Raw genomic sequence first — 21,327 nt, forward strand, 5'->3', positions numbered from 1 at the left:
AGCCGCCGGCGCGCCCTTCACTCGCGGGAGGCGCGTGCGCGTTTTCCACCCTTGCGTTTCGTGGTCTCGCGACTTTTAGCGAAGTCCGGGAAGGCCTCCGCTATCGGCTCCGCATCCGGCAAGATGTAGAACACTCCGCCGCGCTCGAACGTCGGACGGATGATCTGCTCGTAAAACTCGGGCGAGACGTTGATGCAGCCATGAGTGACGCGGTTGTCGTCCGGCGAAGGCGATGCAAGGCGTTCGGGGCGTCTCTCTTCGGGGACGCCAGTGGCGATAGGGTGGATGGAGACCGCGGAATCGTAGTCCACCCACAGCACGCGGCCTGCGTCGATCGACGGGCCGAAACCGCCCACGAAGCGACCGGCAGGCGTGGTGCGATCCCGGCCTGGAATCTCGCGCAGCGCTAAACCGGCGACGCCGGGGGCCGTGTGATCGCCGACCGCCGAGCCAAACAGCCCGGGTGCCGCGCCGCGTAGCCGGCCGTCGCCGCCGAACACCAAGATCTGCGCGGAGGCCTTGTCGATGACCGCGAAGGGGTAGCCGTGGCTGTCCTTGGCTGCGACCACCCAGCCCGCGAGCTCGATGACCGTGGCGGATACGTCTTGATCTGGCGGAAGCTGGTCGGCGGCGGCTACTGGTCGCGTAGGGGCCTCCTCGGCGCTGGCCGCGTCGAAGCTCGCGAACGCCAGCACCAATGCCAGCGCACCATGAATGGCCCGGATCGCAGGGCGTGTGCTCGTACGGATGGGACGGTTCCTTAGAACGAAGACTGGGCAAAGACCAAGGACGCCGGTGGCCGGCAAAGGCCACCGGGTCCCGATTCAGGTCGTTCGTCGCGAGTCGTGCAAGAGCGATTAGCCGCGCGGCTTACGGCGCGGCGCCGCTTCGAGCTGCTGGACGCGGCTTTCCATTTGATCCAGGCGCTGGTTGGCCTGCTGGGCGGACTGATTGGCGGATTCGGCGCTCTGGGCCGCGCCCTGCACCTTCGTGTCGAGTTGGTCGAGGCGCGAGTTGATCCCTGCGAACTCTTCTTTATAGGTGGCACAGGCGCCGAGGCTCAGAGCTATGATCGCCACGCCGAGCGTACGTGCCACCACCAGATGTTGCTTGGTCAAAAACATTCCAATCTCCTTCGTCGGGGGAACCTGGAATATAGCGGCCTTTTTATCGGTGTCATGACCCGTCTTCAGCTGAGGTTGAAGTACGTGGATGGATTGTGAAGATGTGGCAATTAGTGAGAGCTGTAGCCTGAATTCATCGGGTTCCGCGAGAATTCGCAGCGTTTGATCGACTATCGCAAGCTGATCCGCAGTCACCATCCACATTCAAGGTGAGCAGCAGGTCTCAATGAGCGAGCGGTTTGGCACGGATCGATCTTCAGGGACTTCTTCGACTCCCCTATTCATCAGCAAGGAAGGCCATGCCGGCCCTCATGCGCCTAGGTGGTCGACATAGTCTCCCGGCATCGCTGTTGCGCCGCGCGCAATGTCCGCTTTGAGCCGGAAGCGGACATTAACGTCGCCCAGGCGGGTCCGCCCTGCCGAATGTCCCTTATCAGCCAGTAGCGGTCATCTGCAGCTCCTCAGTCCAGCCGCGCCGCAAAGCGCGATCGTGACAGGCCTTAGCTGGAGACATTTTCTCGCGCAGCTATTCTCTCGACCAGCGTGTTGATCGCCGCCTCCATCGCACGGGCAGTCTTGTCGCCGCTCTGGTTGGTGATGACGAAAATGCCAAGGTCGTACTTCGGCACGATGTAGATGTAGCACTGCGAGCGGGGCACGCCACCATGATGGGCATAGTAGGCGCCCTTCAAGCGATCGCCGCCAATGATGTTCCAGAAATAGCCGATGCTGAACTCGGAATCGAATTCGACGAGGGTACGGTGCGATTCCGTCACGACGGGCCCGCCGGCCAGCTGGAACTTGAGGTACTTCACCATTTCCGGGGCGGTCGCCTTTACGTTCCCTGATGCTCCCCAAGGCAGCTCCGGCATGGGCGTGGTCGGTACCGCGTTGTCACTGTGGTAGCCGACCGCAAGCCGGGGCGCCTCAGCATCGCTCAGCCTGATTCTAAGGTCCGCCATCGCCGCGGAATCGCGAAAGAACCCGCGTAACACCGACTCGTAGTCGCTCTTGTAAACCATCTCCAGGATATGCGCCGCCAGTTGGGTTCCAGCACTGGAGTAAGCGTAATCCTTTCCGGGCACCTGGCGAATCTCGACGGAATGCAGGTCCTTGAAGAAATGCGCTTTGCCATAGCCGGTGTAAATGGCATTGAGTTCGCGAGGCGTGCGCTGATCGGTGAAGTCCTCGAGCACCCTGTTCGCGCGTTCTGGCAACATATTCGGCAAGCCGCTCGTATGCGACAACAGGTGACGGATGCGAATGGGATTGCCCTTGTACTGCAGGTTCGGATAATCGCCGTGCAGATACTTCCGAACGTCGTCGTCCAGCTCCAGCCTGCCCTCCAGGACGGCATTAGCCATCAGGGTCCCCGCCATGGTCTTGCTCAACGAACCGATTTCGTAGAGGGTTGCATCGGTCGGAGGTCCAGGCTTGCCGGCTTCCATGTCGCCGCGATGACGGATGAATTCTCTACCCCGATAGACGACTGCGATCGAGGTCGAGTGGAGCAACGGCTGCTGTATCAGTGCTGCGGCAACCTCATCGATGTCCGCTCCCAGGTCCTTTGCCGGCACATCCTCGCCCTTGCAGCCCGCAGCCAAGAGCACGACGGACAATACGAAGTAGTTGAACCACCGCCCGTTTCGAACAATCCTCGAAATCGCTTGCATGCGTCGGTGCTTGAAGGGCTGTGGAAAGGTCTCCCAAGATAGCTGAATGCCGAGGCTCGCGCCTGCATCTGTTCTCGCAGAGGCCGTCCCCAACCAGGTGTGTGTGGACGTCCGCTTCGGGTCGGAAGCGGACATCGCATCGGTCGTGACCTCCGCCTGATCTAAAGCTCCGCTGAGGCGATAGCAGAACTAGCGATGTAATGGCGAAGGCCGGAGACACTCGCAGGGACGGTGTCAGCGACTTCCCTCATCGGCGGGCCGCTCGCGTTTCCGGGCTCAGGCGGGAAGCCTGCCCTTGAGCGCGTTGCGCGCCGCATTCGCCTGGTTGGCGTCGGCGAATTTGGGTAGCACGACGTGCCCGCCCAGCGTGACGATCTCGAACGTCGAGGCAACCGCGCCGCCGCTCCCGCCAGTGCCAGAGGGATGCACAGGTCCCAGTGCGGCGATCTGGCGCGGGTCGATCAGATAGCCGGCAACTTCAGTCCACATGGCTCGGTCCTCCTTGGTTGGAGGCCCGATGGTAGAGCACAGTCGCAGGCCGAGGAGCCCGGTCGAACCATCCGAAGAACAGCGGCGCGGCCAATCGGTGAGTAGGTAGTGCATGCAGCGCCACGCCCTCGGGGACTCGCCGCCGGTACGCGCTGTCGATTGCCTGCTAGCCACGGGAACCCTTTGCTAGCGGGCGAATCGGACCGGATCCGGTAGTAGGCTTGAGGGGCCAATCACCCAACTCACCACCGGAGACTTCCTTGGACTTCAAGTTCGAACTGGATCGCTTGCGTTTCGAGATGAATCAACATGTCCTGCAGTTGCGCGAGGACCTGGACGTCGCGCGCGGCGACCTGCTGGCCACCAACGCCGTTCTCCACGCGGTCGTCGCGACGCACCCCGATCGGGAGCGTCTGCGCTCAGTGCTGGCGAAATTCGATGAGCAGGCTTCGGAGCGCGCAAAAGCAGGGTCCACCAAGTGTCGATACGCCTATGCGGGGGCGATGAGCAGCCTGGAATGGACGATGACGGGCGCGGATGCGAGCGTGGCCGGATAGATTCGGGCGTCCGCGAGCTTCAGCTGGGACCGCTTCAGGTCGGCCAGCCTGGCCAGGCTCGCGCGTCCCTCGGCTTGCGCCTCTTCATTCGCGACGTGCGTGCGTGGCTGTCATCGGTTCCGAGGCTTCCTTGCGCAACCACGAGCAGAACGCATCGACGGATGGATGGCGTTCGGCGCCCGCGCGACGCACGATCCAGAACGCGTAGGCGTTGGGCAGCGCGAGCGCGTAGGGACGGATCAGGCGCCCGCGTTGCAGGTCGTCCTCGACTAGCGGCGCGACGCCGAGCGCGACGCCATGGCCGGCGACCGCGGCTTCCTGGGCCAGGTAGATGCTGGAGAACACCGGCCCGCGGTTCGCGTCCACGCGCTTCGCGGCGCTGGCCTGCAGCCAGGCCGGCCAATCGGGTACGCCGACGCGGCCGAGCGCGCTTTCGTCGTGCAGCAGGGTGTGGTGGCGCAGGTCGTCGGGCTTGGCCAATGGATGCGCCGCGTCGGCGCGCAGCGTAGGCGCGCAAACCGGAAACACCGGCGCTTCCAGGAAACGTTCGGCATCGACGCCGCTGTAGCCGCCGGGTCCGTAGCGGATCGCGACGTCGGTGCCGTCGCGCACGAAGTCGCTGCGCTCGTTGCCGGTCTCGATGCGCAGGCGCAGTTCCGGATGGTCGCGATGGAAGCGATGCAGCCTGGGCGCCAGCCACTTCGCGGCGAAGGACTCGACCGTGCTCACGCGCAGGTCCGCGACCGTCGGCGCCATCGCGCGGTCCAGGGCCAGATCGAGTTGCCCGAACACCTCGCCCAGGGAGGCGGCCAGGGTCGCGCCCTCGGCGGTCAGTTCGACCGAGCGATGGCCGCGATGGAACAGCTTCAGGCCGAGGTAGGCCTCGAGGTGTTTGACCTGATGGCTGACCGCGGCCGGGGTCACGAACAACTGCGCGGCCGCAGCCTGAAAACTGAGGCAGCGCGCGGCCGCTTCGAAGGCCCGCAGGGCGTTGAGCGGAGCGGAGTGGCGGGGCTTCACGGGCGCCTCGGACTGGCGGATGCCTGGCTCCATGCTATCAAGTTATTTTTACTAATGTGATCGCGAAAACATCTCGTTTGTCGCGCCCGCACGCGCTGGCAATGATGCGTCCCTCGATACCAAGGGCGTTGGTCATGCGATTCGAAGCGTTGGGTCCCCAGGTGCTGATGTTCGTCGGCGACGGCTACGAGTCGGTCGCCACCGCCTTCCTGGCCGGAGACGAGGTCTTGTTGGTGGACGCCCTGGGCAGCGAGGAAGACGCGCGCTGGCTGCATCGCACGCTGTGCGTGGAGATGGGCAAGGCGGTGCGCATGATCGTGGCGACCCATTACATGAGCGATCACCTCGCAGGCCTGGCGCAGTTTCCCGAGGCGCTGACGATCGCGCACCGCCACCATCGCCACAGCTTCCTGTCGCAGAACCGCCGCATCGACGCGTTCTATCGCGAACCCAAGGTGGTGTTCGACCACGCGATGAGCATCCAGTGGGGGCCGCACGAGCTGCGCTTGCTGCACAACCCCGGCAAGACCATGGACCACCTCAGCGTGGACGTGCCCAGCGCCGATCTGGTCTGCGCGGGCGACAACATCGTCGGTCGCATCGTGTATCTGTCCAAGGCCGATCCGCAGCTGATCCGCGCCGCGATCGGCCGGCTCCGCCAGTTCGGTCGCGCCACGGTCGTGGGCGGGCATATGGGGCGCTTTCCCGCGGCCGTGCTCGACCACGCGCTTCATTACCTGGATCGGCTGCAGGACGCGGTCGTGCGTATCCGCGCCGAGCTCGCACCGCAGCAGGCCGATGCGCGCATCGCCGCGATCGCCATCGAGGACTGCTTGGCGGCGGGCGTGGAGGCGGTGGCGTTCGAACGCGAATGGCACCAGCGCAATCTGGAGGTCATCGTCGCCCAGTCCGTGTTCTCCTTCGATGCGGCGCTGGCCGCGCAGGCGGGGCGCGCATGAGCCGGCGTCCGCAGCCGCTCGATCGCGGCATCGCGCGCAGGCGATTCGTGGCCGGCTGCGTCGGCCTGAGCGCCGCGGCGCTGCTGCCCGCCGGGCGCATCCTCGCGGCCGCGCCGGCCGAGGGCTTGCGCATCCAACGCCTGGCCTGGGCGGGCATACGCCTGCAACTGCCGGGCGCGACCTTGTTCATCGATCCGCTGATCAATCCCGAAGCCTGGGGCCCGGCGCTGAAGGACAAACTGATTCCGGTCGGCGACGCCGTCGGCGATACCTATGTGCTCATCACTCACGCGCATCCCGATCATTTCGACGCGATGGCGGTGGCGCAGGCGCTGAGCCAGGGCGGCGCGCTGGTGCATCCGGCCGGCACCAATCCACTGCCGCTGCCCGAGAACGCGCGCGCGCGGCCCAGCGCGCCCTGGGAGCCGCAACTGCTGGGCGATTTCACCGCCACGCCCGTGCCGGCTTCGGACGGTTACGGCGATCCGCAGGTGTCCTGGGTGGTGTCGGCCGGCGGTCGGCGCATCTTTCATGCGGGCGACACGCTCTGGCATGGGCATTGGTGGCGGATCGGCCGCCAATTCGGTCCGTTCGATACGGTGTTCCTGCCGGTCAACGGCGCGCGCTTCGGTTGGCGCAAGCCGGTCAGCGGCCTGCCGGGCGTGCTGACGCCGGAGCAGGCGGTGGCCGCCGCGACCATCCTGGGTGCGCGCCGTCTGGTGCCGATCCACTACGGCGTGTCCGGGCTCGCGGAGTACGTGGAAGTCGACGATCCGATCGGACGCCTGCGCAAGGCCGCGCGCGACACGCCCATCGACATCCATCCGATGGCGCCGGGGGCGTGGCTGGACTGAGCCGCCTGCGCTCAGTCGGCGCGCGTGGTCACAGCGCCTGCTCGGGCGCCGTCGATTCGTCGCTCAGCTCCAGCGCGTCCAGGCTGCCGCGCACCGTGCCCAGCGCCTTGAGTTTGTCGGGTTGCGGGCCAGACGGGACGGTCGCCGGGCCGTGTCCGGCCCGGCGTTCGCGCCGGCGCTCAGCGCGGGCGGCGCACCGCGCGCACCTTGCCGCTGCTGCCGCCGCCGCAATAGAAGCGGTCGGCGCCGTCGGATTCCAGGCCGGACACCATCTTGCCCGCCGGCATCTCCACGCGTTCCAGCACTTCCCCGCTGTTCGGATCGACGCGGCGCAATTCGCTCTCGTCGCTTTCCCAGGTGCCGTGCCAGAGTTCGCCGTCGACCCAGGTGACGCCGGTGACGTAGCGGTTGGATTCGATGCTGCGCAACACCTTGCCGGTGTCCGGATCGACCTGATGGATCTTGCGGTCGCGATACTGGCCGACCCACAGCGAGCCCTCGGCCCAGCTCATGCCCGAGTCGCCGCCCTGGCCGGGCGAGGGAATCGTCGCCAGCACGACGCCGCTGGCCGGATCGATCTTGTGGATGCGGTCCTGCACGATCTGGTACAGATGGCGGCCGTCGAAGGCCGTGCCGGCATGCGCCGCGGTGGCGATCGATCGCGAGGTCTTGCCGCTCTCGGGATCGAGGGACTGCAGCGAATCGCCGGTGGCGAACCAAACGTTCTCGCCGTCGAAGGTGACCCCGTGCACGGTGTCCGTGCCGGGGAACGGGCCGTACTCTCGTACGATGTCTGCGTTTGAGGTTTTCATGGCTACACCGTAGCGGCTCTAGGGCAGGGCGGGGAGTAACAAGCTCGTCGCGAAACCGGGCATCGGCGGCGTGGTCCAGCGGCGCGCGCGCCCGCGCCCGTAGGACTGCGCCTTGCCCGCGGCGGCCAGGGTGTCGAGCGCGCGCTGCACATTGCGCTGGCTCGCGCCCAGTGCCAGCGCCAAGGCCGAACTCGACCAGGATTCGCCGTCGGCGAGCAAGGCCAGCACCGCCGCATGCTTCTCTTCGACCGGTCTGGCCAGCACCACCAGCTCGCGCGCATGGCGTGGATGCAGCGCGTAGCCGCGCGCGGTCGCGTCGATTTCCGCCATCGGGCGCAGCAACGCGCGCAGGCGTCCGATTTCGACGCGCAGGCGCGCGCGGTGGGTTTCGTCGACGCGTTTGAAGCCGAAGGCGTGCGCGATCAGGGCGTCGCGCGCGACATCGTCGGGCCAGGCCTCGCCCAGCGCACGCGCGAGCGCGAACAGGATAGGGCGCGAAGCCAGCGACACGCGCGTGCGGCCGTCGCTCAACGCGTATCGGCAGGCGTCGATCACGAAGGCATCCGAGGCCAACAAGGCTTCGACCTGCTGCAGTCGCAGGGGGCGCGCGCCGTCGCGCTCGATCAGATGCGCGGCCGGCGCGTCCATCACGGCCTGCGCGCTCGCGACTTCGGCGATCAGCGCGGAGATGTTGGCGTGGCGCGCGGCCCGTTCGGCGCGGATCAGCGCCGCGCGCGCGGGCTGGGTACGCAGGCGACGCATGGCGATGCCGGCCAGCACCAGTTCGTGCACGGCGCGCGCGGCGGGCGGCAGCGGTGCGGGATCGAGCTCGGCCAAGGCGCGTTCGGCCTCGTCGAGGCGGCCGATCAGGAGCAGGCGCCGGATCGCGAGCTGGCGCGCATAGGCGGCGTTCGCGCGATCGCCATGGCGCTCCAGCGTCGCGCGCGCCGCGTCCAGCGTGGGTTCGGGCCAGCCCAGATCGCGCGCGGCGAACGCGATCTCGGCCTCGGCCAGCACGCAACGGGCGCGCGCCAGCGCTTCCCTGGGGCCGAACGCGCGCGCTGCGCGGCGCACCAGCTGGCGGGCGCGATCCAGGTCGCCGAGTTGGGCCATCGCGATGCCTCGCAAGGCCAGCGCGGACGCGTCCTCGCGCAGCGCGACGTACTTCAATGCGAGCAGCGCATCGCCCGCCGCGAGCGCGCGCGCCGCCGCCGTGATCAGCGAGTCCACTGGTATTCCGCCACGTCGCTCACTCCGGCCCTCGTTCAGGCGCGCTCTAGGCTAACCCAAGGCGGCGGCGCCGCTTGCGCAGCGAGCGTGCACCCGCGGGTTTGCGCGGGCGACCCCGGCGGTCGTTTGAGTGCGACAATGGACGCTTAGCCGGCCGCGCGCTTCGCGGCGCATCCGGCCGGGGCGGCCGCGGCCGTCCTGCCATCGCATTCGTTGCCGCCAGCCGGCAGGGTCAGGAGGATCACGTATGAGTCGCAACTATCCCCCGGTTTCGCTGATCGGCGCGCCGACCGACGTAGGCGCGGGACATCGCGGCGCACGGCTGGGGCCGGAAGCGCTGCGCATCGCCGGTCTCGAAGAGGCCCTGCTCAAGCGCGGCGTCGACGTGATCGATCGCGGCAATCTCGACGGCCCGCGCAATCCCTGGCAGAAGCCGGTCGATGGCTATCGCCATTTGCCCGAGGTGGTGGCCTGGAACCGTTTGGTGATGGACGCGGTGGCGGCCGAATTGCGCGAGGGCCGCATGCCGATCCTGCTCGGCGGCGACCACTGCCTGGGCCTGGGCTCGATCACCGCGGTCGCGCGCCATTGCCGCGAAACCGGCAAGCAGCTGCGCGTGCTGTGGCTGGATGCGCACGCCGATTTCAACACCAGCCGGGTCACGCCCTCGGGCAACGTGCACGGCATGCCGGTGGCCTGCCTGTGCGGCATCGGCCCGGAAGCGCTGACCACGCTGGGCGGCGAAGCGCCGGCGATGCGCGCCGAGGATATCCGCCAGATCGGCATCCGTTCGGTCGATCCGGGCGAGAAGCAGCTGATCAAGGAGCATGGCCTGGACGTCTACGACATGCGCTATATCGACGAGATCGGCATGAAGCGGGTGATGGAGGAGGCGCTGGAAGGCATCGACGACAACACTCATCTGCACGTGAGCTTCGACGTCGACTTCCTCGATCCCAGCATCGCGCCGGGCGTGGGCACCACGGTGCCGGGCGGCCCCAACTACCGCGAGGCGCAGCTGGTGATGGAGATGATCGCCGACAGCGGGCGTCTGGCCTCGCTGGATATCGTCGAGCTCAATCCGGTGCTGGACAAGCGCAATCGCACCGCCAAGCTGTCGGTGGACCTGGTCGAAAGCCTGTTCGGCAAGTCGACTTTGATGCGCGACTGAACGCGACGTGTGCGCCGCAGCATGAACGGCGGCAGGCGCATTAGGGCCGATTCCACACGGGCTTCACATCGCCTCACGTCTCATTTCTCCAAGGTCACGCCGCCGGACGACGCGTCCGAACGGCTTACCGACCGGTACTACCGACCAAGGAGAATTCAATGAAGCGTCTGACTGCCCTGTTGCTGCTCGCCCTGTTTTCGATGGGCACCCTGACCGCCTGCAACACCGTTGCCGGCGCCGGCAAGGACGTGCAGAAGGCTGGCGAGAAGGTCGAAGAGAAGGCCGAGGAAGTGCGCGACGGCAAGTAATCGCCTCGCGTTTCTCGCAATGGAGAAAGGCCGGAGCGATCCGGCCTTTCTTTTTGCGCGCGCGCAGGCGCGCGATCGTGCGAATCGCGCATTCGCCTAGCTGAAGCGTTCATCGCGTTCATCCTCGTCAACACGCGCCTAACGCAATCGCGACCTTGCGCGAATGCCGCGCTTGCGAAGCTTGCGCCAACGGTGCAGCGCTGGACGCACCGTTCTCCCCCAAACGAGATCGAGGACTGACTGATGAACAAAGACATCATCGCGGGCAAGTGGACGCAGCTCAAGGGCAAGGCCCAGGCCAAGTGGGGCGACCTCACCGACGACGTGTTCGATGTGGCGGCGGGCGATTCCAAGTATCTCGCCGGCAAGCTGCAGGAGCGCTACGGCTGGGAACGCGAACGCGCCGAGAAGGAAGTGAGCGATTTCGAGAAGACCCTGAACTGACGATCTCGTCGATACGCGCGCGGGCCGCCTCAGACGCCGGCTAGCGCGCGGATAGCCAAGCAGGAACGCGAAGGGCCGGGTGCGCACCCGGCCCTTCGCTTTTGTGGCGATCAATAGCGCGGCGGATCGGCGACGAAGCCGCTGGGGAACGCGCGCGGCTCGCTGTTGCGGTAGTCCGGATAGCGCGGGTAACGCGGCAGCACGCCGCGCGCGACCAGGCTGTTGTAGTCGTCGTAGCGCAGCTGGGTGACCTGTGCGGGCGAGCGCGTGGCGCGATTGAATCCGGTCTGCGACACCGGCGACCATTCGCGCTGGCCGTGACCGGTGCCGATCGACTGCGTGGCCATCGCGTCGGCGCTGCGCGATTCGGCGGCGGGCGCCGCGGCCTTGGCGGCGTCGTTGCCGGCGCGGTAGCGGCCGCTGGCCTCGCGTTCGCCGCGCGCGATCGGCGCGGGGTAGTCGTAGCGGTAGACCGGACGGGCTTCCTCGAACACCGCCACGCCGATCACGCCGACGTTGTCGGGGCGGCCGGTGCGCGCGGCGTAGCTGTCGGGCAGGTCGGTGAACACGAACTGGGCCACGTCCTCCATCGACTTGCGCCAGCCGTTGATCTCGGTGCTCTGCCAGGGCTCGAGCACGTAGCCGGCCTGCGAGGGGTGGGCGTTCTGGCCGGTCACGGCGTTGACGCCGTCCACCGACAGCACCACCAGCACGCGCTGGTCGCTGGTGTTGGTCAGGCGCACGGCGTAGCGGTGGCCGGGCGCGCCGGCGATCCACTGCTGGCCGCGGTGGGGGTAGGTCGGCAGCCAGTCGCCGGCGTCGCGGTCGATCACGGCGACGTCGACCAGCGGGCGGGCGGACAGGGGTGCGCAGGCGGTGGCGGCGATCAGGGCGCCGGCCAGCAGGACTAGGGAGCGGAACATGGCGGGTTCTCCGGGGTGGGCACTGCTGCGAACGCACCGGCATCGGCGGCGGGGTTAAGCGCCGGCGTCGGCGCCGCGGCCGTTGGCGGGCGCTCAGCTTCGGCGCGCCGGCCGGGCCGGCCACGAGGGCCGGGGCCAGCGGGTAAACTGGCGGGCCCTGCTCCATCCAGGCCCGCAATGACCTCGACCCGCGTCCTGACCGGCATCACCACGTCCGGCACTCCCCACCTCGGCAACTACGTCGGCGCGATCCGTCCGGCGGTGGCCGCCAGCCGCACCCCGGGCGTGGAGAGCTTCTACTTCCTGGCCGACCTGCACGCGCTGATCAAGGTGCAGGAACCCGAGCGCGTGCAGCGTTCGACCCTGGAGATCGCCGCCACCTGGCTGGCCTGCGGCCTGGAGCCGGACAAGGTCTGGTTCTACCGTCAGAGCGAGATCGTCGAGATCCCGGAGCTGACCTGGTTCCTGACCTGCGTGGCCGGCAAGGGCATCCTCAACCGCGCGCACGCCTACAAGGCCGCGGTCGATCGCAACCGCGCCGACGGCGAGGACGACGATGCCGCGATCACCGCCGGACTGTTCATGTATCCGGTGCTGATGGCCGCCGACATCCTGGTCTTCAACGCCAACAAGGTGCCGGTGGGCCGCGACCAGATCCAGCACATCGAGATGGCGCGCGATTTCGCCCAGCGCTTCAATCATCTGTACGGCGAGCACTTCGCCCTGCCGGAAGCGGCGATCGAGGAGAACGTGGCGACGCTGCCGGGCCTGGACGGCCGCAAGATGAGCAAGAGCTACGACAACACCATCCCCTTGTTCGCGCCGCGCGAGACGCTGAAGAAGTTGATCTATTCCATCGTCACCGACTCGCGCGCGCCCGGCGAGCCCAAGGACGCCGAGACTTCCAACGTCTTCCAGCTCTACCAGGCCTTCGCCAGCGGCGCCGAGACCGAGCGGATGCGCGCGGCTTTCGCCGACGGCATCGCCTGGGGCGAGGTCAAGCAGGCGCTGTTCGAGCGCATCGACGCCGAAGTCGCGCCGCAGCGCGATAAGTACGAGACCCTGATGGCCAAGCCGGCCGAGATCGAGGCGATCCTGCGCGACGGCGCGCAGCGCGTGCGCGCGACCCATGGCGTGCCCTTCATGCAGTCGCTGCGCGCGGCGGTGGGCCTGCGCGACCTGTCGCAGGTGGTGGTGGGCGAGCGCAAGAAGGCCGCCAAGACGGCCGCGCCCAGCTTCAAGCAGTACCGCGAGAGCGACGGCAAGTTCTACTTCAAACTGGTCGACGGCGAGCGCGTGCTGCTGCAGAGCGCCGGTCACGAGTCGGCGCGCACCGCCGGCCAGTTGATCGGGCGCCTCAAGCAGGAAGGCGGCGCGGCGCTGCATCGCGCGGAGAACGCGGCGGTGCATGCGGGCGAGGAGCTGATCGGGCACCTGCACGAAGGCGTGGAGCTGGCCGAGGTGGCCGAGGCGCTGGCGCAGTTCGCGGTTGAGGAAGGCTGAGGCAAGAGCGGCCCGCACCCCGATCCCTCTACACTCACGCGGGAGAGGGGCTGGAACGCCGACGGGACGGGACGTCTTCGCTTATCGCCTGAGGGCGACCTAGACTAGCGGCCTCGCCCCACGCGTCGCTTCCATGACCGACTCCCATGGCATCGTCACCATCGATACCGGCTTCCATCGGCCGGCCTTCGATGCGGCTTATCTGATCGTCGAGCAAGGCCGCGCCGCCTACGTCGACTGCGGCACCCAGCATTCGGTGCCGGCGCTGCTGGCGGCGTTGCAGGCGCAGGGCCTGGGGCCCGAGCACGTCGACTGGTTGATCCTCACCCACGTCCATCTCGATCACGCCGGCGGCGCGGGCGCGCTGATGCGGCGTTTGCCGAACGCGCGTCTGGCGGTGCATCCGCGCGGGGCGCCGCACATGATCGATCCTTCGCGGCTGGTCGCCGGTGCCACTGCGGTCTACGGCGCCGAGGAAATCGCGCGCAGCTACGGCGAGATCCTGCCGGTCGCGGCCGAGCGCGTGGTGGCGGCCGGCGACGGCCATCGCATCGACCTGGCCGGGCGTTCGTTGCTGTGCCTGGACACGCCGGGGCATGCGCGCCATCACCTGTGCTTGTGGGACGAGCGCAGCCGTAGCTGGTTCACCGGCGACACCTTCGGCCTGTCCTATCGCGAGTTCGACAGCGCGCGCGGCGCGTTCGCGATCCCGACCAGCACGCCGGTGCAGTTCGAACCCGAAGCCTTGCAGGCCTCGATCCGCAAGCTGCTCGCGTACGAGCCGCAGACCATGCGGCTCACCCATTACGGCCCGGTCGGCGACGTCGCCCGCCTCGCTGACGATCTGATCGCGCAGATCGACGCCATGGTCGCGCTGGCGCGCGCGGCCGACGGCCACCCGGACCGGCATGCGCGTCTGGTCGCCTCGCTGGGCGAGCTCTACGTCGCGCGCGCGGCCGCGCATGGCTGCGCGATGGATGCCGCGCAGGTGCTGGCCCTGTTGGCGGTGGATATCGAACTCAACGCCCAGGGCTTGGAGGTCTGGCTGGGCCGACATTGACCGGATCGGGTGCGTATTCAGCTGTCTGAATGGCCGCAGCCTTAACCGGCGCGCGACCGCCCCGGCAGCTGTGAGGGCGGTCACAGGACGGCGGTCCCAGGGGCGGTAGCCTGCAAGGGTCTCTCCGGTACCCCCCGATGTCCCTTGCCCGCCTACGCGCCGTTTCGGCGCCCTCCGACGAGGCTCAGCGCCAGGACGCGCTGGATGCCTACGCGGTGGTAGACAGCGTTTCCGAACAAGCCTACGACGACCTGGTGCGCCTGGCCGCGACGCTGTGCGACGCGCCGGCGGCGGCGATTTCCTTGATCGATCGCGACCGCCAATGGTTCAAGGCGCGCGTCGGGCTGGACCAGTCGCAGACGCCGCGCGCATTGGCGATCTGCGATCACGCCATCCGCACCCCGGGCGAAACCTTGGTCGTGCGCGACGTCGCCGACGATCCGCGTTTCAGCACGCGCGTGGTCAGCATCGACGGCCGCCCGCTGCGCTTCTACGCCGGGGTGCCGCTGCTGAGCCCCGACGGCCATGCGCTGGGCACGATCTGCGTGCTCGACAGCCAGCCACGCGACCTGCGTCCGGCCCAGCGCGACGGCTTGGAAGTGCTGGCGCGCCAGACCCAGCACCTGTTGGAGCTGCGCCGTTACGCGATGGAGCAACGGCGCCTGCTCAACGAACGCGAAGCCTTCGCGCGCCGGCTCGAGGACGCCCAGGCCGATCTGCAGCGCCGCCACGACGAACTGCAGTACAGCGCCAGCCACGATGCCCTGACCGGCCTGCTCAACCGCGCCGCGCTGGCGCAGCTGCGCGAAAGCCCGCAGGCGATGCGGCGCCTGGAAAGCGCGCCCTACGCCTTGCTGCTGCTGGATGTGGATCACTTCAAGCAGGTCAACGATCGCTACGGCCATCTGCTCGGGGATCGCGCGCTGCGCGCGGTCGCGGATGCGGTCGCGTCCTCGGTGCGGCAGGGCGACATCGCGGTGCGCTACGGCGGCGAGGAATTCCTGATTGTGCTGCCGGACGCGCGCCTGGCGCAGTCCTACGAAATCGCCGAACGCATCCGCCAGCGGGTCGCGCGTTCCTCGCTGCCGTTCGCCTTGTCGGTGTCGGTGGGCGTGGCCGCGGGCGAGCCGGGCCGGGACACGCCCGAGCGCGTGTTCGACCGCGCCGACCAGGCCCTGTACCGGGCCAAGAACCTGGGCCGCGACCGCGTGGTCGCCGACGATACGCCGCGACGCGACTGACGCTTGCCGGGCCGCGAACGCGGGCGCAGACTGGCCTTGCGCTCAGGCGCAGGCGGCGACAAGTGGAGCTTGCCGCGATCGCAGTCCGCGTAGCCGGACACCGGACGTCAGCACGCGCTTCCGAGGGCGTGTCATGCCCAGATACATCATCGAACGCGAACTGGTCGGCGCCGGCGCGCTCACCGGCGCCGAGCTGCAGTCGATCGCGCGCAAATCCTGCGAGGTGCTGGATGGCCTGGGGCCGAAAGTGCAATGGCAGGAGTCGTTCGTGACCGACGACAAGATCTACTGCGTCTACATCGCGCCCGACGAGGACAGCATCCGTCGCCACGGCGAACTCGGCGGTTTTCCGGTCACGAGCGTGGCGCAGGTGAAACACGTGATCGGTCCGACCACGGCGGAGAGCGCCGCGGCTTGACGCCGCGCGGTCCGATCGAACCGCCGGCGCGCGCCGGACGGGCGATTGCGGCCGTTGCGATCAGTCCCAGACCTTGGGCGGCGCGCCGCGTTCGGGGTGCTTCATGCGCACCACGCAGAAGCGATGGCCGGTGGGCGCTTCCATCACCCACCAACGTTTGATGAACTTGATCTTCTTCGCGCCCAGGCGTTCCAGGCGCGCGGCCTCGGCGTCGATGTCGTCGGACTCGATGTCCAGGTGCACGCGCGAAGGATGGTCCACCCGCTGCACTTCCACGTGCAGTTCGCCGGGCGCATTGCGCAGCTCGACGTAGCTGGCGCCGTCCTCGTCGTAGCCGTCGCCCAGCGGCAGGCCGAGCGCGTTGCTCCAGAAGCCGGCGGCGCGGTCGACGTCGCCGGTCTCGCAATCGATGATGAAACCGGCCAGGCGGCTGCGGTGGGTCATACGGGGCTCCTATGCCTCGTCGAAGGCGGCGATCGGCTGCCCGAACTGGAGCAGATAGCCGTTGTTGTCGTAGATCGCGAACTCGCGCATGCCGTAGCCGAAGTCCTCGATCGGATAGCACACGCGCGCGCGTTCGCGCAGGCGACGCCACCAGCCGTCGACATCGTCGGTGCGCAGGTACAGCGAGCCGGTGAAGGCCGGTGCGAGGTCGCCCTCATGCGCGTTGAGGCCGCTGAGCATGAGTTCGACGCCGTCGCGCTCGAGCGCGGCCCAGCCGCCGGCGGCATCGCCGGCGCTGAGGCGGAACTCCAGGACCTGGGTATAGAACGCGATCGTCGCCGCCGTATCGGGCGTGCGCAGCATCGGCGTGAGCGCGCGCAGGTTCATGGCGCGTCGCCGTCGATGCCGCTGCCCGTTCGCGCCGGCGCCGCGATCACATCGGCCGCGCCAGATCGTCCAGCATCGCCTTGAGGAAGCGCGCGGCCTCGCCGCCGGTGCAGGCGCGGTGGTCGAAGGTCAGCGACAGCGGAATGACCTTGTGCGATTCGAAGCCGCCCATCACCGGGGTCATCTGGTGGCGGCCCTTGCCGGCGGCGACGATGGCCACGGTCGGCGGCACGATCACTGGGGTGGCGTAGCGGCCGGCGAACATGCCGAAGTTGGACAGCGAGATGGTGTAGCCGCTGAGCTCGGAGGCCGGAATGCTGCGGTCCTCGACTTGGGCGCGCAGGCGGTTGACCGCCTCGCGCACGCCGCGCGCGTCGAGCACGTCGGCGTTGCGCAGCGCCGGCACGAACAGGCCGTCGTCGGTGTCGACCGCGATGCCGATGTCGACGTGCGGATGCAGGGTGCGGGTCAGCTTGTCGCCGTCGAACCAGGCGTTGAGCGCGGGCACGGCCTTGCAGCCGGCCACGATCGCGCGCACCAGGCGGCCGGTGATGTCGTTGCCCGGCGCCCAGGCATGGATGTCGGCGTCGTCGCTGAGCGTGGTCGGCACGACCTTGGCGTGGGCGTCGGCCATCACCCGCGCCATGTTGCGGCGCACGCCCTTGAGCTGCTCGGGCTGGCCGCTGACGCTCACGCCCGGCGGTTGGGTGCGCATCGGCCGGCCGCTGGCCGACAGCGCGCTGCGCGCGGGTGCGGCGGCCGGGGTCGCGGCAGCCACCGGCGCGCGATCGACCGCGCGCGGCGCCGGTTCGGCCCCCGCGACGGCGCTGCCGTCGGCGGCGGCGCGCTTGACGTCGTCGCTGGTGACCACGCCGTCGCTGCCGGTCGCGCGCACGCGCGCCAGGTCGACGCCGAGTTTGCGCGCCAGCGCGCGTACCGCCGGCATCGCCTTGACCCCGCCCACCGCGACCGCCTGTTCGCTGCGCACCGCGTCGGAGGACTGCATCGCCCCGACCACGGTGCCGCTGTCGGCGCGTTCGGCGTCGGCGGCCTTGGCCGGTGCGGCCTCGGCCTGCGGCGCGGGCGCGGCCGGCGCGGCATGGCCGCCGCCGTGGTGATGGCCGGTGTCCTGGCCGTCGGCGCGCTGCGGCTGGCTGGGATCGAGTTCGAACTCGGCCAGCATGGTGCCGGTCACGACGATGTCGCCGGCGGCGCCGGCCAGCTTGAGCACCTTGCCCGAGACCGGCGAGGGCACCTCCACCACGGCCTTGGCGGTCTCCATCGACACCAGGGTGTCGTCGAGGCGGATCGTGTCGCCGACCTTCACCGCCCATTCGACGATGGTCGCGTCGGGCAGGCCTTCGCCGAGGTCGGGGAGCAGGAAGGTTTTGGTGTCGGTCATGGTTCGATCGTCTCGTTGGTTATGCGATCGCCGTCGGCCCGGGCCGGCGGCGGATAAGGTTCAGACCCACACGTCGTTGCGCGCGGTCAGGTCGCCGCCGGCTTCGCCGGTGTTGACCACGCCGCGCGGCTCGATGATGAGGGCATGGCATTCGTGTTCGGCGCGGGTGATGTGCTCGACGCCGCGCGGGACGACGTACATCTCGCCTTCGCCCAGCTCCACGTCGTGGTCGCGGAAGCCGATCTGCATGCGGCCGCGCACCACCATGAACACTTCGTCGGTGTGCTCGTGCGCATGCCAGACGAACTCGCCCTGCAGCTTGACCAGCTTGAACTGGTAGTCGTTCATCTCGGCGATCACGCGCGGCGACCAGTGCTCGCTGAAACGCGCGAGCTTGTCGGCTAGGTTGATCGCCTCGCGTGGCGCGGCGGACTCGGTCATGGCGATCCTTCGTCGAAGAGTTCCAGCGCGCGCGCCGGGATCCAGCCCTGTTCGCCGCGATCGTTCTCGGCCCACCACCACTGCGCGAGCTCGTAGTGCAGGGCCAGGATTTCGTCGGTCCGCGCGGCCAGTTCGCGGGTGTCGTAGTCGCTGAGCGCGGTGGCGGGGCCGCGCTCGCCGTCGAACAGCGCCGCCGGCACCCAGCCGCCGTGGCCTTCGTTGAGCACGGTCCAGACGAACTGCGGCCAGTCGCGGTCGCGCTCGCCCAGGGTCACGCGCTGGCCGCGCGCGACCTGGATCGGCGGCCGATCCGGCACGCGGTGGCCGACGACGACGCGTGCGCGACGCATCGCCCTGCGCTCAGCCCGCCGCCAGCGCGCGCTTGGCCGCGGCGACGATGCGTTCCACGCTGGGCAGGTACTTCATTTCCAGGCGGAACAGCGGGATGTGGGTGTCGTAGCCGGTGACGCGCTCGACCGGCGCGAGCAGGTCGTACATCGACTCCTCGGCCAGACGCGCGGCGATTTCGGCGCCGAAGCCGGCGGTCTTGGGCGCTTCGTGCACGATCACGCAGCGGCCGGTCTTGCTCACCGATTCGGCGATGGTGGCGAAGTCCAGCGGGCGCAGGGTGGCCACGTCGATCACCTCGGCGCTGATGCCTTCGCCGGCCAGCTTGTCGGCCGCTTCCAGCGCTTCCTTGACCTGCGCGCCCCAGCTGACCAGGGTCACGTCGCTGCCGTCGCGCAACACGTAGCACACGTCCAGCGGCAGCGCCTCGCCGTCGTCGGCCACCACTTCCTTGTACTGGCGGTAGATGCGCTTGGGCTCCATGAAGATCACCGGATCCGGGTCGCGGATCGCAGCCAGCAGCAGGCCGTAGGCGCGCGCCGGCGAGGACGGCATGACCACGCGCAGGCCGGGCACGTTGGTGAAGATGGATTCGTTGGCTTCGCTGTGGTGCTCGGGCGCGCGGATGCCGCCGCCCCACGGCACGCGCAGCACCATCGGGCAGTGCAGACGGCCGCGCGTGCGGTAACGGAAGCGCGCGGCGTGGCAGATGATGTGATCGACCATCGGATACACGAAGCCGTCGAACTGCGATTCGGCGACCGGCTTCATGCCCTGCGCGGCCAGGCCGACGGTGAGGCCGGCGATGGTGGTTTCGTCCAGCGGCGTGTCTAGCACGCGCTCGGAACCGAACTGCTGCTGCAGGCCGGCGGTGGCGCGGAACACGCCGCCGTTCACGCCCACGTCCTCGCCCAGCACCAGCACGGTCTCGTCGGCGCGCATCTCGTAGGCCAGGGCCTGGGTGATGGCTTCGATCAGGGTGATCGCGACCGGCGCGGCCACGGCGTTGGCGGTCTCGACCTTCACTTTGGTATCGACGTTCATCGACGACCCTCCAGGGCCAGCGCGGCCGCACGTTGCGCGAGCAGATCCGGCGGCGGATCGGCGTACAGGTAATCGAACATCGCCTCGACCGGCTGCACCGGGGTTTCCAGGTAGGCGTTGATCTCGACGTCGACCTTCTTGCCGCATTCCTCGGCCCAGGCCTTCTCTTCGTCCTCGCTCCACAGGCCCTGCGCGGTCAGATAGGCGCGCAGGCGCGGCACCGGGTCGCGGGTCCAGGCCTCTTTGACTTCGGCTTCGCCGCGATAACGGCGGGCGTCGTCGGCGGTGGTGTGGTCGTGCAGGCGGTAGGTCATGAACTCGATCACGCTGCCGCCTTCGCCCTTGCGCGCGCGCTCGGCGGCGCGGCGCATGCCTTCCAGCACCGCGATCAGGTCGTTGCCGTCCACCTGCAGGCAGTGCAGGCCGCCGGCGATGCCCTTCTGGGCCAGGGTCTTGGCGCCGGTCTGGGCCGAGCGCGGCACCGAGATCGCCCAGCCGTTGTTGATCACGCACAGGATCAGCGGCAGTTGGTAGGCGCCGGCCGAGTTCAGGGCGGCGTAGAAGTCGGTCTTGGACGAGCCGCCGTCGCCGCAGCAGGCCACGGCCAGGTTGTTTTCCTTGCGCAGCTTGAACGCCAGCGCGGCGCCGGCGGCGTGCAGGCACTGGGTCGAGATCGGCACGCACCAGGAGAAGTCCTTCCTGGGGCCGGAGAAGTCGTTGCCGCGCTCGTCGCCGCCCCAGTACAGCAGCACTTCGCGCGGCAGCACGCCGCGCATGAACTGCGCGCCGTACTCGCGGTAGCTGGGCGCGAACACGTCGTCGGGCAGCATCGAGGCGCCGATGCCGACGTGGGTGGCCTCGTGGCCCAGGCAGGCGGCGTAGGTGCCGAGCTTGCCGGTGCGTTGCAGCGCGATCGCCTTGGTGTCGAACACGCGCACGAACAGCATCTGCTTGAACAGCGGCAGCAGCTTGCTGGCGTCGCGGAACGCGGGCGGCAGTTCGGCGACGGGCTGGCCGTCGATGCCGAGGTATTGCAGGTATTCGATTTCGAACGTCGCGGCGACGGTCATCGCGGGGCAGTCCTGAATTGGGGATGGGGGAGGCCCGAACCTTCCCGCCCGGATCCAGTGCCGGCGCGCGGACCGTTCAGACTGGCTGGGTCCGCGGCGGCCGGTGAGGGCTTGCTGCGGACCTGGCGCTGTCGCAGCGGCCGCGGTGGCGGCTGTTGCGTGGTGCTGCGGATGATACCCAAACGCGTGTTAAGCGCCGTTGCGCGCTGCGGCATGCAAAAAATCGCGGAAACGACTAGGCGCGACTGCACGCGGGCGTACGGTGGGCCCCGTTTTGGGGGCGCTGCGCACCGCTTCGGGGTAGCAGCGGCGTGAGCCGCGACCGCGAAATCAAAGCGGCGGCGCTACACCGGAATCCGATTCGGCGCGGACGTGCGGGCTTGCGCGATCGCGGCTCACGTCGCT

The 21,327-nt window shown here is 68.7% G+C and carries 25 protein-coding genes; 10 read left to right on the forward strand and 15 right to left on the reverse strand.

Going from position 1 to position 21,327, the window contains the following annotated elements; all coding sequences use genetic code 11:
• Window positions 1-17 precede the first annotated feature (17 nt).
• The 4 genes from ASE35_RS09630 to ASE35_RS09645 form a co-directional block, all read right to left on the reverse strand.
• The gene (locus tag ASE35_RS09630) at window positions 18-704 is read right to left on the reverse strand and encodes a L,D-transpeptidase (RefSeq protein ID WP_343123522.1); all 687 of its coding nucleotides are present in this window, start codon (window positions 702-704) and stop codon (window positions 18-20) included.
• Window positions 705-857: 153 nt separating this feature from the next.
• On the reverse strand, window positions 858-1,124 hold the full coding sequence (locus ASE35_RS09635) for a hypothetical protein (protein WP_057160391.1): 267 nt from the start codon (window positions 1,122-1,124) through the stop codon (window positions 858-860).
• 500 nt (window positions 1,125-1,624) lie between these two features.
• Complete coding sequence (locus ASE35_RS09640) at window positions 1,625-2,932, reverse strand: serine hydrolase domain-containing protein (protein WP_235570043.1); 1,308 nt, start codon at window positions 2,930-2,932, stop codon at window positions 1,625-1,627.
• 141 nt (window positions 2,933-3,073) lie between these two features.
• The gene (locus tag ASE35_RS09645) at window positions 3,074-3,286 is read right to left on the reverse strand and encodes a hypothetical protein (RefSeq protein WP_056178658.1); all 213 of its coding nucleotides are present in this window, start codon (window positions 3,284-3,286) and stop codon (window positions 3,074-3,076) included.
• 260 nt (window positions 3,287-3,546) lie between these two features.
• On the opposite strand from ASE35_RS09645, the gene ASE35_RS09650 reads away from it, so the two are divergent.
• Window positions 3,547-3,843 (forward strand): hypothetical protein, encoded by a 297-nt coding sequence (locus ASE35_RS09650; protein ID WP_056178662.1) that lies wholly within the window; start codon window positions 3,547-3,549, stop codon window positions 3,841-3,843.
• A gap of 84 nt (window positions 3,844-3,927) precedes the next feature.
• Here the strand turns inward: ASE35_RS09650 and gcvA are convergent, their stop codons facing one another.
• Window positions 3,928-4,863 (reverse strand): transcriptional regulator GcvA, encoded by a 936-nt coding sequence (gcvA, locus tag ASE35_RS09655; protein ID WP_162259047.1) that lies wholly within the window; start codon window positions 4,861-4,863, stop codon window positions 3,928-3,930.
• A 134-nt stretch (window positions 4,864-4,997) separates the two neighbouring features.
• On the opposite strand from gcvA, the gene ASE35_RS09660 reads away from it, so the two are divergent.
• Together ASE35_RS09660 and ASE35_RS09665 are read left to right on the forward strand one after the other, a co-directional pair.
• Window positions 4,998-5,822: an MBL fold metallo-hydrolase gene (locus ASE35_RS09660; protein ID WP_057163727.1), complete on the forward strand. Its 825-nt coding sequence runs from the start codon at window positions 4,998-5,000 to the stop codon at window positions 5,820-5,822.
• Window positions 5,819-6,676 carry an MBL fold metallo-hydrolase gene (locus tag ASE35_RS09665; RefSeq protein WP_057163728.1) on the forward strand — a complete coding sequence of 286 codons (858 nt, stop codon included), beginning with the start codon at window positions 5,819-5,821 and terminating at the stop codon, window positions 6,674-6,676. Before ASE35_RS09660 ends, ASE35_RS09665 begins: the two co-directional genes overlap by 4 nt.
• 179 nt (window positions 6,677-6,855) lie before the next feature.
• Here ASE35_RS09665 and ASE35_RS09670 read toward each other — a convergent pair whose 3' ends face one another.
• The gene (locus tag ASE35_RS09670) at window positions 6,856-7,488 is read right to left on the reverse strand and encodes a hypothetical protein (protein ID WP_056178673.1); all 633 of its coding nucleotides are present in this window, start codon (window positions 7,486-7,488) and stop codon (window positions 6,856-6,858) included.
• Window positions 7,489-7,506: 18 nt separating this feature from the next.
• Window positions 7,507-8,718 carry a hypothetical protein gene (locus ASE35_RS09675; protein WP_057163729.1) on the reverse strand — a complete coding sequence of 404 codons (1,212 nt, stop codon included), beginning with the start codon at window positions 8,716-8,718 and terminating at the stop codon, window positions 7,507-7,509.
• Window positions 8,719-8,965: 247 nt separating this feature from the next.
• On the opposite strand from ASE35_RS09675, the gene rocF reads away from it, so the two are divergent.
• From rocF to ASE35_RS09690, 3 genes are all read left to right on the forward strand, one after another.
• The gene (gene rocF / locus ASE35_RS09680) at window positions 8,966-9,889 is read left to right on the forward strand and encodes an arginase (protein ID WP_056178678.1); all 924 of its coding nucleotides are present in this window, start codon (window positions 8,966-8,968) and stop codon (window positions 9,887-9,889) included.
• A gap of 158 nt (window positions 9,890-10,047) precedes the next feature.
• On the forward strand, window positions 10,048-10,197 hold the full coding sequence (locus tag ASE35_RS09685) for an entericidin A/B family lipoprotein (RefSeq protein WP_056178681.1): 150 nt from the start codon (window positions 10,048-10,050) through the stop codon (window positions 10,195-10,197).
• 243 nt (window positions 10,198-10,440) lie between these two features.
• Window positions 10,441-10,641 (forward strand): CsbD family protein, encoded by a 201-nt coding sequence (locus tag ASE35_RS09690; RefSeq protein ID WP_056178684.1) that lies wholly within the window; start codon window positions 10,441-10,443, stop codon window positions 10,639-10,641.
• Between the two features lie 110 nt (window positions 10,642-10,751).
• Here ASE35_RS09690 and ASE35_RS09695 read toward each other — a convergent pair whose 3' ends face one another.
• On the reverse strand, window positions 10,752-11,564 hold the full coding sequence (locus ASE35_RS09695) for a hypothetical protein (RefSeq protein WP_057163730.1): 813 nt from the start codon (window positions 11,562-11,564) through the stop codon (window positions 10,752-10,754).
• A gap of 177 nt (window positions 11,565-11,741) precedes the next feature.
• On the opposite strand from ASE35_RS09695, the gene ASE35_RS09700 reads away from it, so the two are divergent.
• From ASE35_RS09700 to ASE35_RS09715, 4 genes are all read left to right on the forward strand, one after another.
• Window positions 11,742-13,067: a tryptophan--tRNA ligase gene (locus ASE35_RS09700; RefSeq protein WP_057163731.1), complete on the forward strand. Its 1,326-nt coding sequence runs from the start codon at window positions 11,742-11,744 to the stop codon at window positions 13,065-13,067.
• Between the two features lie 133 nt (window positions 13,068-13,200).
• Window positions 13,201-14,127 carry an MBL fold metallo-hydrolase gene (locus ASE35_RS09705; protein ID WP_057163732.1) on the forward strand — a complete coding sequence of 309 codons (927 nt, stop codon included), beginning with the start codon at window positions 13,201-13,203 and terminating at the stop codon, window positions 14,125-14,127.
• A 137-nt stretch (window positions 14,128-14,264) separates the two neighbouring features.
• Window positions 14,265-15,368, forward strand: coding sequence for a sensor domain-containing diguanylate cyclase (locus tag ASE35_RS09710; RefSeq protein ID WP_057163733.1), 1,104 nt, complete (start codon window positions 14,265-14,267; stop codon window positions 15,366-15,368).
• Window positions 15,369-15,501: 133 nt separating this feature from the next.
• Entirely contained in the window at window positions 15,502-15,786 is a 285-nt protein-coding gene (locus ASE35_RS09715) for a DUF4242 domain-containing protein (RefSeq protein ID WP_056178699.1), read from the forward strand.
• Between the two features lie 60 nt (window positions 15,787-15,846).
• Here the strand turns inward: ASE35_RS09715 and ASE35_RS09720 are convergent, their stop codons facing one another.
• From ASE35_RS09720 to pdhA, 7 genes are read right to left on the reverse strand one after another with little or no spacing between them, the layout of a single operon-like run.
• Window positions 15,847-16,230: a VOC family protein gene (locus ASE35_RS09720; RefSeq protein ID WP_056178701.1), complete on the reverse strand. Its 384-nt coding sequence runs from the start codon at window positions 16,228-16,230 to the stop codon at window positions 15,847-15,849.
• A 9-nt stretch (window positions 16,231-16,239) separates the two neighbouring features.
• Complete coding sequence (locus ASE35_RS09725) at window positions 16,240-16,617, reverse strand: VOC family protein (RefSeq protein WP_056178704.1); 378 nt, start codon at window positions 16,615-16,617, stop codon at window positions 16,240-16,242.
• Window positions 16,618-16,663: 46 nt separating this feature from the next.
• Window positions 16,664-18,019 carry a dihydrolipoamide acetyltransferase family protein gene (locus tag ASE35_RS09730; RefSeq protein ID WP_056178708.1) on the reverse strand — a complete coding sequence of 452 codons (1,356 nt, stop codon included), beginning with the start codon at window positions 18,017-18,019 and terminating at the stop codon, window positions 16,664-16,666.
• Between the two features lie 60 nt (window positions 18,020-18,079).
• Window positions 18,080-18,460 (reverse strand): cupin domain-containing protein, encoded by a 381-nt coding sequence (locus ASE35_RS09735; RefSeq protein ID WP_056178711.1) that lies wholly within the window; start codon window positions 18,458-18,460, stop codon window positions 18,080-18,082.
• Window positions 18,457-18,810, reverse strand: coding sequence for an SH3 domain-containing protein (locus ASE35_RS09740; protein WP_056178715.1), 354 nt, complete (start codon window positions 18,808-18,810; stop codon window positions 18,457-18,459). The genes ASE35_RS09735 and ASE35_RS09740 overlap by 4 nt, the downstream gene beginning before the upstream one ends.
• A gap of 10 nt (window positions 18,811-18,820) precedes the next feature.
• Window positions 18,821-19,852 carry an alpha-ketoacid dehydrogenase subunit beta gene (locus ASE35_RS09745; protein WP_056178718.1) on the reverse strand — a complete coding sequence of 344 codons (1,032 nt, stop codon included), beginning with the start codon at window positions 19,850-19,852 and terminating at the stop codon, window positions 18,821-18,823.
• Window positions 19,849-20,922 (reverse strand): pyruvate dehydrogenase (acetyl-transferring) E1 component subunit alpha, encoded by a 1,074-nt coding sequence (gene pdhA, locus ASE35_RS09750; protein WP_057160406.1) that lies wholly within the window; start codon window positions 20,920-20,922, stop codon window positions 19,849-19,851. Before pdhA ends, ASE35_RS09745 begins: the two co-directional genes overlap by 4 nt.
• Window positions 20,923-21,327: the final 405 nt, after the last annotated feature.

This window comes from Lysobacter sp. Root916 (assembly GCF_001429785.1).
Classification (GTDB): Bacteria; Pseudomonadota; Gammaproteobacteria; order Xanthomonadales; family Xanthomonadaceae; genus Lysobacter.

Coding starts and splice junctions, on each gene's coding strand:
- ASE35_RS09720 (WP_056178701.1), bottom strand. CDS start 16,230: ATGACCCACCGCAGCCGCCTGGCCGGTTTCATCATCGATTGCGAGACC.
- ASE35_RS09685 (WP_056178681.1), top strand. CDS start 10,048: ATGAAGCGTCTGACTGCCCTGTTGCTGCTCGCCCTGTTTTCGATGGGC.
- ASE35_RS09665 (WP_057163728.1), top strand. CDS start 5,819: ATGAGCCGGCGTCCGCAGCCGCTCGATCGCGGCATCGCGCGCAGGCGA.
- ASE35_RS09740 (WP_056178715.1), bottom strand. CDS start 18,810: ATGCGTCGCGCACGCGTCGTCGTCGGCCACCGCGTGCCGGATCGGCCG.
- ASE35_RS09745 (WP_056178718.1), bottom strand. CDS start 19,852: ATGAACGTCGATACCAAAGTGAAGGTCGAGACCGCCAACGCCGTGGCC.
- ASE35_RS09660 (WP_057163727.1), top strand. CDS start 4,998: ATGCGATTCGAAGCGTTGGGTCCCCAGGTGCTGATGTTCGTCGGCGAC.
- rocF (WP_056178678.1), top strand. CDS start 8,966: ATGAGTCGCAACTATCCCCCGGTTTCGCTGATCGGCGCGCCGACCGAC.
- ASE35_RS09710 (WP_057163733.1), top strand. CDS start 14,265: ATGTCCCTTGCCCGCCTACGCGCCGTTTCGGCGCCCTCCGACGAGGCT.
- ASE35_RS09700 (WP_057163731.1), top strand. CDS start 11,742: ATGACCTCGACCCGCGTCCTGACCGGCATCACCACGTCCGGCACTCCC.
- ASE35_RS09705 (WP_057163732.1), top strand. CDS start 13,201: ATGACCGACTCCCATGGCATCGTCACCATCGATACCGGCTTCCATCGG.
- ASE35_RS09690 (WP_056178684.1), top strand. CDS start 10,441: ATGAACAAAGACATCATCGCGGGCAAGTGGACGCAGCTCAAGGGCAAG.
- ASE35_RS09635 (WP_057160391.1), bottom strand. CDS start 1,124: ATGTTTTTGACCAAGCAACATCTGGTGGTGGCACGTACGCTCGGCGTG.
- pdhA (WP_057160406.1), bottom strand. CDS start 20,922: ATGACCGTCGCCGCGACGTTCGAAATCGAATACCTGCAATACCTCGGC.
- ASE35_RS09735 (WP_056178711.1), bottom strand. CDS start 18,460: ATGACCGAGTCCGCCGCGCCACGCGAGGCGATCAACCTAGCCGACAAG.
- ASE35_RS09640 (WP_235570043.1), bottom strand. CDS start 2,932: ATGTCCGCTTCCGACCCGAAGCGGACGTCCACACACACCTGGTTGGGG.
- ASE35_RS09715 (WP_056178699.1), top strand. CDS start 15,502: ATGCCCAGATACATCATCGAACGCGAACTGGTCGGCGCCGGCGCGCTC.
- ASE35_RS09730 (WP_056178708.1), bottom strand. CDS start 18,019: ATGACCGACACCAAAACCTTCCTGCTCCCCGACCTCGGCGAAGGCCTG.
- ASE35_RS09725 (WP_056178704.1), bottom strand. CDS start 16,617: ATGAACCTGCGCGCGCTCACGCCGATGCTGCGCACGCCCGATACGGCG.
- ASE35_RS09670 (WP_056178673.1), bottom strand. CDS start 7,488: ATGAAAACCTCAAACGCAGACATCGTACGAGAGTACGGCCCGTTCCCC.
- ASE35_RS09695 (WP_057163730.1), bottom strand. CDS start 11,564: ATGTTCCGCTCCCTAGTCCTGCTGGCCGGCGCCCTGATCGCCGCCACC.
- ASE35_RS09645 (WP_056178658.1), bottom strand. CDS start 3,286: ATGTGGACTGAAGTTGCCGGCTATCTGATCGACCCGCGCCAGATCGCC.